This is a genomic window from Pontibacter ruber (genome assembly GCF_023630205.1).
Classification (GTDB): Bacteria; Bacteroidota; Bacteroidia; order Cytophagales; family Hymenobacteraceae; genus Pontibacter; species Pontibacter ruber.
The window spans coordinates 554,076-565,885 of record NZ_JALPRR010000002.1 but is presented as its reverse complement, the minus strand read 5'-3'; the positions used below and the strand labels follow the sequence as shown (position 1 = coordinate 565,885).

Here is an 11,810-nt window from a genome sequence, read left to right as displayed (position 1 = left end):
CCCACTCTGGGCCCACCGCTACCAGCCTTACAGAAAGCGGTAACTGTAACAGATCTTACACATTTACAGCTTTCTTGTTATGGATAAGAAATCTCCAGGTGCAATCACTTTTGAACCGGACAATTTACTCGTAGCCTTCTGTATCAAAACCAACGAAGAGCTGCAACAGGCACACCACCTGTTCAGCATGGCCTTAAAGCCTGCCTTTATCTGGGCCCTGAAGCGGGGCTTGCCCATCAAAGAACAACTCAAGAAATCGGTGTACAGCCATTTCAGCGGGGGCGAAACAGTTGAAGACGCAAAGCGGGTGATGGAAAAATTAGCTGGCGCCAACGTACGCGCTGTGCTGGACTATGCTGCCGAAGCCCAACAAACCGAAGCCGGGTATGACCAGGTACAACAGGAACTTTTGCATGATATCAGGCGGGCAGCAAAATCCGGGGCATCTATTTCGCTGAGCATCAGGCTGAGCAAATTAGGACCAAAATCCATCTTTGAAAAAATAACTGCCCAGGAACAACTGACCACTGAAGAGCAGCAGGCATTTGACAGAACAGAGGCGCGCCTTGATTCTGTCTGTAAAGCTGTGGCCAATGCCGGCATGTGCATGCACATAGATGCCGAAGAAAGCTGGCAGCAAGTACCCGTGGATGCATTAGCCGAGAAAATGATGCTCCGCTACAACAGCCAGCGGGCAGTTGTGCTCAATACGGTGCAGATGTACCGCACCGATCGTGTTGATTACCTGAAGGCCTGCCTGGAAAGGTTTGCGGGAAAACAAGCACTTTTAGGTATAAAACTGGTTCGCGGGGCTTTTCACGAAAAGGAACTGGAGCGGGCGAGAGTATACGATCATGCCCCTGCAGTTTTCACAGAGAAGGTTGCTACCGACAAAAGCTTTAACCAGGGCCTAGATATTTGCCTCTATAACCTGCACCGCTTGGAGCTTTGCGCTGCCACGCACAACCAGGAAAGTACCCGCTATTTAACGGAACGTATGGCAGAAGGCGAGCTTAAGTTGCTCAGGCACCGGGTACACTTCGCACAGCTGTATGGTATGAGCGACCACCTGACCTTCAACCTGGCGCAGGCGGGTTTCCAGGCATCCAAATACCTCCCTTACGGCGAAGCAAAAAAGGCCCTGCCACACATTATCCGTCGGGTGGAGGAAAGCGCTTCTGTATCCGGGCAAACAGGCAGAGAATTACATTTGCTGGAAGGAGAACTGCGCCGCAGAAGCCTCCTGTAGCAGTAAGTAAAGTATAACTCTCTAAAACAAAAAGCGCAGGCCAACACCTGCGCTTTTTTAATCGAAACCACTAAACACTATCTTATATACGGCAAATAAGCCTTTAAATATCGCGTCTTGAAAAGATTCTTCTCGAGCTCAGTATCGGAACCAGAATCCACAGCAGCAGCAGGCCAAAGGCAAGACCGATGCCCCACACACTGCCAAGTATACTTTTATACAAAGCGCCGGTATAGCCCATCAGCGCCGACACATCCAGGTTTAGCAGCACTATTATTCTTCCCAGGTCTACCGGGTTCAGCGCCGTCATGGCCAGGGTTGCATTCTCCAGTGGGTAATCGCTGAAGTAGTAAAGTATAAACAACACGATGCCGTCGTAGATCAGGGCAAAGTAGAACCATACCAGCAGGGCAATGCCTATGCCTTTCGCCTTGTCGCGGGTGAGCACCGAAGCCAGGAAAGCCAGCGCCACAAAAATGAACGTAATGAACACACCGGTCAGCAGCAGGTATAAACCGGTGAGGCTGGCACCGAAAAGCAGTACCGGTAGGCCCACACCAAGTATGAAAGCACCGGAAAGAGAACACGCCACGCCCAGGTACTCGCTCATAAAGATCCTCGTACGGTTAATGGGTTGTGCCACCAGCAGCTCCATAAACTCATAGGAGTTGTAAAAGTGCGTCGTGGCAAAAACGATACTGATCAGCGGCACTGTCAGCAGCACGATGTTGAGCAGGCTCAGGATCGCTTTGTCGGGGTTGCCGCCCAGGTTAAACAACCCAATGGTAAGCAGCAGCAGGAACAAGGTATAAGCAATCATGATCTTGCTCCGGATGATGTCATAAAAAACGTATTTGATGATCTTGTTCATACCTTAGTCCTCCTCGTTCATTATTTTGGCAATGGCCCGGCTCAGGCGTTCTTCATTTGTCTGGGCTTTGATGGATTCAATGGTTTCATGGAACTTCAGTTGCCCATCCATCAGGCACATTACTTCGTCGGCTACTTCTTCTACCTCGCTCATGATGTGCGAAGTGATAAGTATAAGTTTGCCTTTCTTTTTCTCTTTCAGGATCTTGCACTTCAGGATCTCGGCCGAAATGGGATCCAGGCCGGCGGTGGGCTCATCGAGTATCAGAATCTTGGGGTTGAACATAAAAGCCAGCGCAGCGCTCACTTTCTGCTTGGTACCACCCGACAGTGCGCCCATGCGCTTCTCATACATTTCCTTCAGGCCATACAAGCCGATCAGCTCTTCATCCACCTGCTTCACATCTTTGCGGATGTCGCGGATCATCCCGATCACCTGGCGTATTTTCATGTTTTCAGGGTAACGTCCGATCTGGGGCATGTAGCCGATCTGGCTGCGGTAGGCGTGTTTCTTAAGGATACTTTCGCCACCTATTTTAATATCGCCGCCATCTGGCAATACCATGCCCAGGATGCATTTGATCATGGTGGTTTTACCCGATCCGTTCGGCCCGATCACAGACACGATCCTGCCCGCATCGAATACGACGCTCACATCTTTCAGTACGTTTAACTTACCGTATGACTTGCGTAAGTTTTGTATCGTTATCATAATTCATTTTCCTCATCAAAGGCTGTTCATCAATCAAGGTCTCCGGTATAAAGCTTGGCATCACTTTCTCGATGTTGTCCATCAAATCAACCAGAAAGCTGCGCATAAACATAACCGAAGGCGGTACTTTTTCTACCAGCATCGAGTATAAACTTACCGGGCGGTAGGGCACGTCTCCTACCCTGTTCTTATCCAGGTCGTAGCCGTTATACTTGTCCCAGTAGTTGTTCTCGAACAGGTTCATGGTAGGGGTACCGTTCGTGCTTACATCAAAAGAGTTACCTGTAAAATTGTTCAGTCTAAAGGTATCCTGTATGCAGCTGCTCAGCAACCGGATGGCCCAGCCGTTCTTGTCAAATTGGTTTTTCTGTATGTCCAACCGGCTGGAGCTTTCCATGTAAATGCCGGTGGTGTTTCTGCGGAAGGTATTGCTTTTGATCACACTGTTGGTGATCTCTTTCAAAAGCAAGCCATAGGCAGCGGCGCCCCAGTTCCCTTCAAACGTGTTGTGCTCCATCCGGATGTTGTGGGTGTACATGACGGCCACGCCGGCGCCGTTTTTACGGAAGGTATTGTGCGTGTACACGTTGCCATCCGAAAACATGAAGTGCAAGCCGTAGCGCAGGTTGTGCTGACTCAGGTTGTTCTTGATCTCGCTTTCCTTTACAAATTCCAGGTAAATGCCGTCGCGGTGGCCGCTTACTTTGTTGTTGCTGATGTCGGCGTTGTTGCAGTACCACAAGTGTATCGCGTTGCCCAAAGCCGATTCGTTCAGGCCAGTTACATCCCTGCCGGAAACGACATTGCCTTTTATCACGCAGTTGTCTGAGTTCTGCAGGTAAATGCCGAAGTAGGTGTTAAGTATGGTGTTGTTCAGTATCCGGATATTGCTGCGCTCCACTACGCGAATGGCGGCATCGTCCTGGCGGTAGCTGGTTTTTATGTTTTTAAGCGTAAGGCCTTCTATGGTCACATTATCTGCCAAAACCGTAATGATCTGGCCTTGAAAGTTACCGTCCAGTACCGATTTGTTCTGGCCCAATATGGTCAGGGGCTTGTCGATTACAATTCCATGTTCCTGGTACACGCCTCCCTGTATCAGCACGGTGTCGCCGGCCTTGGCCTTTTTCACAGCCTGTTTTACGGAAGTATAGGTACAGGTTTTGCACACCTTAAGTGTACTGCCAAAGGCCACATCAGCCAGCAGCAGCAACACCAAAGTGCAAAGTATAAAAGTATGTTTACTCAGGTTTTTCATTATTCTTCACGGTTAAAACCGCTTCGTCCCAGGTCAGCAAACGTCCGCCAAATTCCTGTTGCATGTTGGTAGCTGCAGCGCTCTCACCTATAGCTGTTAAATAAAATCCCATCGGGCTTGGCAGCTGCTTCGACTGCAGAAAGTGCGCCCTCCGGGCATCGATCAGTTCCCCGGGTTTTGTAAAATCGCTCACCAGCAAAAAGGCAGCATTCTTACCCAGTTCGGGTTGTTCGTTCACGTACGCCATCATACATTCCGAGGAGTCGAAAAAGAACGCTTTGCCTTTGTCGTTTACCAGTTCGGCACCGTAGCGGTTGTCGGCCACGGTCATGTTGCAATGGGCACAGTTGGCTGCTCCGTAGGGTATGGGTTTCTGCTCTGGCTTGCAACTAAAGGCAAAACAAAGTATAAAAAGCAACGCAACTATGGTTACAACAGGTCTCATGCGGCGGTATGTACGGGTTTGTTAACTAATTCTTTTTTGCTTGCCCGGTAGCTCAGGTAAAAGGCAAGTACGCTGAAAACGATGGCCAGCATGATACCGGCACTGCCTAAAGCAGGCAACGAAAGCGCCTCGAAGTTGAGCAATGTTTTGTGGCCCAGCAAGGGCGGAATATATGTCATGCCCGGCACTTTGATGGGAGCTTCAGGGCTCAGGTTGGTACCGAACTTTACCAGCCATAAATAAAAGTCAAGTATACCGGCTGCACCGGCACCCATTAGCAAACCTGCCCAGGCACCTGCTAAATTACGCTTGCCGATCAGGGCAACTATAACACCGGTGATCATAAAGAAGATAACTACATAAGGCATGAATTTGAGCTCGGCAAACGAGTCGGCGTGTATAGGCGCCATGCCAATGTAGTGGTTGAGGATATTGAAGTTTTGAAGGATACCTTCGGAGCTTCCGGCGATCTTATTCACCCAGATATGCATCTCCAGGCCTTCAGGGTATTGTGGGGCTTTGAGGTAGATCTTCCACATCGGGAACATAAACAGCAAGCCAAGTGATAGTGCCGCAAAAATCATCAGCACTCTATGTAAAGCTTTCATCCTTTTATAGTTTAAGGTGAAATAGAATTGAGTCGTGTGGTAAGTATGAGTCTTAGTGTAAGACCTCAGAAATAACCCGCGACTCAGGTTAAAAAATTCAGCGGAGGCTACCGGGGCAACCTCCGCTGATTTGCCCAGTTAAAGCATTATTTTGTTGATGCTACCCCTGGAATGTTCTGTTTCTTTTTACCGGTCGAGAACTTGATCGGCACGTTGGATCCTTTTGGAGATACCCTCACATATCCCTGCATTTCTTGGTGCAGCGCAGAGCAGAAGTCGGTACAGTACATCGGGTAAACACCTGCTTTCTTCGGTACCCATTTCAGGGTTTGTGTCGCACCCGGCATGATTAGGGTTTCAGAGGTGTTAGCTCCCATCACCGCAAATCCGTGCGGTACATCCCAGTCCTGCTCTAAGTTAGTTACGTGGAAGTATACGGTATCACCCACCTGCACACCTTCAATGTTATCCGGTGTAAAGTGGCTTCGGATAGAGGTCATCTTCGCGTGTACCACATTGCCTTTGCGGGTAACACTGGCTTCGCTTTCCTTCTTAGCAGCCTGCGGGTGCTTGTTTTCATCCAGCTTGTGGAATTTCACACTCTTAGGTGCAACCAGGTCTGCCTTGATGGCCTGTGCGTAGTGTGGTTCCGCTACAGTCGGGAAGTCAAGCAACAGTTTCATTTTATCGCCAGAGATATCGATCAGCTGCGCAGAGTGGGCCAGTTCTGGGCCGGTTGGCAGGTAACGGTCTTTGGTGATCTTGTTCATGGCTACCAGGTACTTGCCATACGGTTCTTTTGTATCGCCACCAGGTATCATTAAGTGACCAACGGAATAGTATACGGGAATTCTGTCCATCACCTTCAGGTCGTTCAGTTTCCATTTCACAACTTCAGAAGACACGAACATAGAAGTATACGCGTTGCCTTTGCCGTCAAACTCAGTGTGCAATGGTCCTAAGCCCGGCTCTTTCACTTCACCTTTCAGCACAGACTCATACTGCAGTACTGGAATGCCGTTCTTCTCGCCATCAAACTTCTTGTTTTTGATCGCATCCTGCATTTTAGCGAAAGAGAACACAGGGATAGCCGATGCCAGTTTACCACTTACTACCATGAACTCACCGCTTGGGTCTACGTCGATACCGTGTGGTGATTTAGGAGCAGGCAGTAGGTACATCATGCCTGGGCAATCTTCCGGCAACAGGTAGCGCACTTTCTTCTTAACAGTAGATTTAGCAGTGTGTGTGCCTTTATCCATCTTGTTGTGGTAGTAGTTGGCAGGCATCTCACGTGCTTTACCTTCTTTGGCATACTTGGCAGCCAGTTTCCAGTTAATAGCAGCCAGGTAATCTTTATCGTTCTGAGAAGCACCGATCTCTTTCAGAGTACCGGATTTTTCAGAGTTATAGGTTGTAAAGAATACCCAGTCTTCAGAAGGGCCTTTGCCGCCGTTGGCAAGGTCATAGTCAAAGCCAGGTACCAGTATCTGGAAGTCCAGGTCCATATCGCCTTTCTCCTGGTCTATTTTGATAAAGGAGATAGAGCCACGGAATTCTTTTTCGTAATCTTCCAGCGACACGTCGCTTGTACCACCTTTCATGTCCAGCGGAACAGAGAAGCGGGTACCTGCAATTACGTACTCGTTGTTGTTGGTTGGGTAAGGAGAACAGTGGTTACCAGCCGAGTTCGGGATCTCCATAATCTCTACGGTCTCGAAGGTGGTCAGGTCCACTCGGGCTACGCGCGGGGTGTTGTTACCGTTCACGAACAACCAGCGACCGTCTGTTGTACCGTTAGACCGCGACAGTTTCGGGTGGTGCAGGTCGTCCCATGGCACAAAGCCGTGCGAGGTCTGCAGCATAGCCTTCGTTTCCTCGTTGTAGCCGTAGCCGTTCTCAGCGTGCTGCGAGAACACAGGGATGATCTTCAGCAGCCTGCCTGAAGGAAGACCGTACACAGACACCTGTCCGTTAAAGCCCCCTGAAAGGAAAGAGTAAAGCTCATCGTGCTTGCCGGGTGCTACGTACACTGCAGAAGCAGCGTCCGAAGACAGGGCGGAGGCTGTTGCCCCACCCCTATCACCGCTTTCCGAGCGGCTACATCCCTGCAGTGCAGCACCGGCTGCTACTGCCATCAGCAGAGCCGCCTTCGGTGCAACGTTTCTTAATTTGTTGATTAAAGTTTCCATAAAATTATGGGTTTGTGTTTAGTTTCTTTAGCTAGCCTTGTCGTTCTGTCTCAGGTATTCGAGAATGGCTCTTGCATCCTGCTCCGTCACGTTCTGGTTGGTCATCTGGGTTAAGTGCTCAGCCAGCAGTTTTTTAGCTGTTGGATCCTGCTTGGTCATCTCTTCCGGGTTCACGATCATGTTCATGATCCACTCCGGTTTGCGGCGCTCGGTTACACCCGCCAGGCCAGGGCCTACTACTTTCTGATCAGATAACTGGTGGCAGGCAGAACATTTGCCTTCGAATATACTCTTACCCTGATTGGCCAGAGCCTCGTCGATGGTGGCGCCTATTTCTACAGTTTTGACAGGGCCTACACCTTTGCCCTCGTCAGCGGCGGCTGTTTCTGTTGCAGCAGCTGATTCCCCGGCAGCTTCCTCCTGGTGTGCCAAACCGGACTCCTGTTCAGTTTCACCACCGGCGGTTTCGTTATCGCCGGATGAGCAACTGTACAACATCATGGCGCCTAGCATGAGCATAGCAAAAGGTTTTAGCGGTTTCATTTTAAATGATTGTTTTTTGTTGATTTTCATTGTCTTTAAATGTTTAGTAGTTCCGGTTGAATTATCTTATTTCCTACGTGCATAATCCAATACCGGCCGATTTATTATAACTATTCAAAGGTTAACAAGTATGTTTTGGCTTTCATTTACAATTCAAAAGTATAAGAAAAGCATAGCTGAATAAAAGACTTACATCTCTTTTATAGGTGATATTTATCATTTTTTCAGCACCCTGCTCTACATACATCTGATTCGGAATCAGACAAGAAGCCGGACAGCATGAAAAGTGTGTTATCTATAATAAGTATAGCAGTGATGCTGTTTCCTGCCCTGAGCAGAACCCTGCTTTATGATTACCAGCTCAACAGTATCTATACCCTGCGCTATGGCAAACTCTGGCTCAGCAATAATCTTACCTACCGGATGAACACCACAGATAACAACGGGTACAAGTATGGCAACAGAGTGAGCGCTATCTCCAACCTGATTAACTGGCAAAACATGGAAGGCATTACCTTGCTGCCAAGCGCAGGCGAGTACTACGAGAATGCAAAAGCAGACGAATTCGGGGATGAGGAGCATATCCAGATCGGCGGGGAAAATTACTATGCCAACCTGGGGGTGAACGTCTACATCAGTAACCTGGCGTTGGGCGCTACCCTGCAAAAATCGCTAAGCAACAGCGACCACCATGCCAACAAAGTCAATGACAGAACCATGCTCAACCTGACCTACATGTTTTAACGTCGGGTAAAGCGTTATAAAGTAAAAGGGCAGCCCTGATGATCAGGGCTGCCCTTTTACTTTATACTTTGATCTTTTAGAGAACCCGCATTTCGATGCGGCGGTTCTGGCTTCGGTTCTCTTCCGATGTATTTGGCTTAACAGGTTTGGTCTCGCCGTAGCCTTTAGACCGGATGCGCTGCCTGTTTACGCCGTTGCTGCTGAGGTAATCGGCGACGGCTTTGGCCCTTTTTTCCGAAAGAAGTTGATTGGCCTGGTCAGAGCCAACGTCGTCGGTATGGCCGGAGATCTCGATCTGCACTCCCTTGTTCTGCTGCAGGAAGGAAATCAACTTATTTAGCTCCGTGCGCGACTTTCGTTCCAGGGTATACTTGCCCGTATCGAAGAACAGATTGTTGAGCACGGAGGCCGCCCCTGTTTTAATAGGTTTCAGGTAAACATCGAGTGCCAGTGGTTTCAGTGCCTGTGACAAGGTATAATCAAAACTCAAACTGTTCATCAGGTATTTCGGGGCATTTACATACAAGGCATACTGCTTGCCATCTGTCAGCACTACGGTGTATTCGCCGGATACTTTATCGGAATTCACCTGCTGCACCAGCGAGTCAGAGGCCACATCGTATAGTTGCACCACGGCAGCCAGCGGCTTCTTGGTATCTGCATCAAACACACGCCCCTGTGCATAGGTACTGTTCATCTTGCTTCTCCATACTTCCGGCACATCAAAACTATAAAGCTGTATGGTGGGTATGCCTGACTCTGTTACTAATTGGCGTGAGTAATAGCCGGTTTTGTTATCCGGCGTCACAAACATGGAGCCTTCGTCGGTATGCGTGTTAAGCGGATAGCCCATGTTCTCTGGCACCGTCCACTTTTTGGTATGTTCCAGGGAAGTTTTGAAGACATCCAAACCGCCCATGCCGATGTGCCCGTCGCTTACAAAGTATAGCGTAGAACCGCTTACATGAATGAACGGAGCCATGTCGCGCCCTTTCGAGTTAACCGGTTCGCCCAGGTTGCGGGGCTTTCGCCAGGAGCCATCTTCTACCAGGCTGGTCACCCAGATGTCCTCTTTGCCTATACCACCACCTCGTGTAGACGTGAAGTATAACGTGCGGCCGTCGGCAGATAAGCTTGGCTGAGAGTCCCAGGCTTTGGAATTGACATCGGTGCCCATGTTCCGGGGCTTGCTCCATTCGTTGCCTGTTCTGAAAGAGATGTACAGATCACAATCGCCCTGGCTATCGGGGCGGTTGCAGGAGGTAAAAACGAGCGTTTTGCCATCGCCTGAAATGGTGGCGGCCCCTTCGTTGGCAGTAGAATTGATCGCATCAGAGATGGAAACCGGCGCCTGCCACTCCCCGTCTTTCTGCTGGCTTACATAGATGTTTTCGTCCTGGTCTGGGCGCGCGCCTGCACGGGCCGTGTAAATAAAGTAACGCTGGTCGGCGGTGGTGGAAGGAAAGTATTGTAGCCCGAACTGGTTAATGGCATCAGAGAGGCGCACCGGGTTGAAATCGATCGGTTTCTGCATCGCCTTTAAGGCGTAGTCGGCTGTTTTTACCTGTTGCCGCGCATAATCGATCAGCTTTGCATTTTTAGGGTTGGATTTAAGAAATGCCTGAAAGAAATTTTTAGACTTCTTGTAATCGCCCTTATCAAAGTATAGATCGGCCAGGTCGAAGTAGCTGTTGGCAAGGCCAGCATTGTACGGCAGCACCGAAAGCCCTTTGTCGAGGTAATCGAAAGTGGCTGCCTTGTTGCCCATCATCTTGTGCAGGTGGGCTGCCTTCAAGTATGCTTCACCAAACTTCGGATCTTTTTCTATCGCTTCGTCGAGCGTTTGTAGCGCCCGTTCAAAATCACGGGCTTTTACATAATCGTCTGCCTTGTAGTATAAATTTTCTGCCTTTTTAGATTTTGTACGTAACGGTTGGTTTTGCGCAAAACCAGTTACGCTTACACCCAATATCAGGAGAAGAGTAAAAAGCAGTTGTTTATACATATAAGGTTATGGGATATCCATGTACTTGTGCGTCTGCAGCGACACACGCCATTTCGGATTGTTCTTTACGTACTCTACTATAAGCGGCGTCAATTGGTTGGCCTTACTCCACTCGGGTTGCAGGTATAATCTTGTTTTCTCCCCTACCCTTGCTGCATGCTCCTCTGCCCACGCAAAATCACTTTTGTTAAAGATAATCACTTTTAGCTCATCTGCAAAAGGATACACAGATGCATCCGGAGCTTTAAACTTTTTGGGAGACAAACACACCCAATCCCAATAGCCGCTGATCGGATATGCACCGGAAGTCTCGATCATGGTTTTAATGCCTTGCTCCTGCAGCAGCGACGTAAGCGGGTTGAGGTTGTAAAGCAGCGGCTCTCCCCCGGTTATTACAACTGTTTTGCCCGGAAATGGTTCGGCCATTTTCACAATCTCTTCTACTGGTGTTAGCGGGTGCAGTTCCGCATCCCACGACTCCTTTACATCGCACCAGTGGCAGCCCACGTCGCAGCCGCCCAACCGGATAAAATAAGCAGCTGTTCCGGTGTTGCCACCCTCACCCTGTATCGTATAAAAAGCCTCCATCAGAGGTAACTGGCTGCCATCTTTCGGCACCGTATGGATAGAGGCTGTCTTAAATGCTTTTATTGATTCCAAAATTGTAATGCTTCGGCCCTGCATGAGCCAGTATTTGATAAATATGCTGATTTATACTTTCCTAGGTATAAACCGCGCAGAACTTGCAAAGTTAGCTAAAATTGCAACAAGGTATGCAGTGTCTTCTGTTCCGTTTGGTTATAGAAGAAGTATAGATGTGTTTTTATTTAGTGTACAGAGAGAAACTTATTCATTGTGCTAACAAGTCTTTGCTTCGTAGCTACCCTTCATCCTTAGTCTTACTCACCTTTTGTTTTATAGCTGCTTTTGGTGCGCTCAGGGCCGCGGGGCCTCGTCCTGGGGCATCGCGCTGGGAGCTTTTCCTTTGCTACCCTTCGGTCGCAATGTTGCTCGCGCAACACCGGAAAAACTCGCATAGGCGCTCAACCCAAGGATTAAAAATGACACTGCTTCGTGAGCTGCTATGCAACAGGAACAATAAAACAGAAGTTACGGGGCAAAGAAACTAGCCAGGTGCACAGATGACGATTTTTTGTTTGAGCGGTCAGCGAGTGGGGGTAGGG

Annotated in this window: 11 protein-coding genes; 2 read left to right on the top strand and 9 right to left on the bottom strand. The window is 49.1% G+C overall.

The features are described 5' to 3' along the window. Window positions 1–79: 79 nt before the first annotated feature. On the top strand, window positions 80–1,249 hold the full coding sequence (locus MJ611_RS09270; protein ID WP_250429424.1) for a proline dehydrogenase family protein: 1,170 nt from the start codon (window positions 80–82) through the stop codon (window positions 1,247–1,249). A 103-nt stretch (window positions 1,250–1,352) separates the two neighbouring features. Here MJ611_RS09270 and MJ611_RS09265 read toward each other — a convergent pair whose 3' ends face one another. The 7 genes from MJ611_RS09265 to MJ611_RS09235 form a co-directional block, all read right to left on the bottom strand. Continuing rightward, the gene (locus MJ611_RS09265; protein WP_250429423.1) at window positions 1,353–2,120 is read right to left on the bottom strand and encodes an ABC transporter permease subunit; all 768 of its coding nucleotides are present in this window, start codon (window positions 2,118–2,120) and stop codon (window positions 1,353–1,355) included. A gap of 3 nt (window positions 2,121–2,123) precedes the next feature. Next, entirely contained in the window at window positions 2,124–2,831 is a 708-nt protein-coding gene (locus MJ611_RS09260; RefSeq protein WP_250429422.1) for an ABC transporter ATP-binding protein, read from the bottom strand. Further along, window positions 2,794–4,089, bottom strand: a complete 1,296-nt coding sequence (locus MJ611_RS09255; RefSeq protein ID WP_250429420.1) for a nitrous oxide reductase family maturation protein NosD — start codon at window positions 4,087–4,089, stop codon at window positions 2,794–2,796. The genes MJ611_RS09260 and MJ611_RS09255 overlap by 38 nt, the downstream gene beginning before the upstream one ends. Beyond that, window positions 4,073–4,534, bottom strand: coding sequence for a nitrous oxide reductase accessory protein NosL (locus MJ611_RS09250; protein WP_250429418.1), 462 nt, complete (start codon window positions 4,532–4,534; stop codon window positions 4,073–4,075). The genes MJ611_RS09255 and MJ611_RS09250 overlap by 17 nt, the downstream gene beginning before the upstream one ends. Then, complete coding sequence (locus tag MJ611_RS09245; RefSeq protein WP_250429416.1) at window positions 4,531–5,142, bottom strand: hypothetical protein; 612 nt, start codon at window positions 5,140–5,142, stop codon at window positions 4,531–4,533. The genes MJ611_RS09250 and MJ611_RS09245 overlap by 4 nt, the downstream gene beginning before the upstream one ends. 146 nt (window positions 5,143–5,288) lie before the next feature. Continuing rightward, window positions 5,289–7,334 (bottom strand): Sec-dependent nitrous-oxide reductase, encoded by a 2,046-nt coding sequence (gene nosZ / locus MJ611_RS09240; RefSeq protein WP_250429414.1) that lies wholly within the window; start codon window positions 7,332–7,334, stop codon window positions 5,289–5,291. Between the two features lie 27 nt (window positions 7,335–7,361). Then, entirely contained in the window at window positions 7,362–7,877 is a 516-nt protein-coding gene (locus tag MJ611_RS09235) for a c-type cytochrome (protein ID WP_250429412.1), read from the bottom strand. Window positions 7,878–8,156: 279 nt separating this feature from the next. Here MJ611_RS09235 and MJ611_RS09230 point away from each other — a divergent pair, with 279 nt between their 5' ends. Next, window positions 8,157–8,621: a hypothetical protein gene (locus MJ611_RS09230; protein ID WP_250429410.1), complete on the top strand. Its 465-nt coding sequence runs from the start codon at window positions 8,157–8,159 to the stop codon at window positions 8,619–8,621. 76 nt (window positions 8,622–8,697) lie between these two features. Here MJ611_RS09230 and MJ611_RS09225 read toward each other — a convergent pair whose 3' ends face one another. Further along, window positions 8,698–10,626, bottom strand: coding sequence for an OmpA family protein (locus MJ611_RS09225; RefSeq protein ID WP_250429408.1), 1,929 nt, complete (start codon window positions 10,624–10,626; stop codon window positions 8,698–8,700). A 6-nt stretch (window positions 10,627–10,632) separates the two neighbouring features. After that, on the bottom strand, window positions 10,633–11,286 hold the full coding sequence (locus tag MJ611_RS09220; RefSeq protein WP_250429407.1) for a 7-carboxy-7-deazaguanine synthase QueE: 654 nt from the start codon (window positions 11,284–11,286) through the stop codon (window positions 10,633–10,635). Window positions 11,287–11,810: the final 524 nt, after the last annotated feature.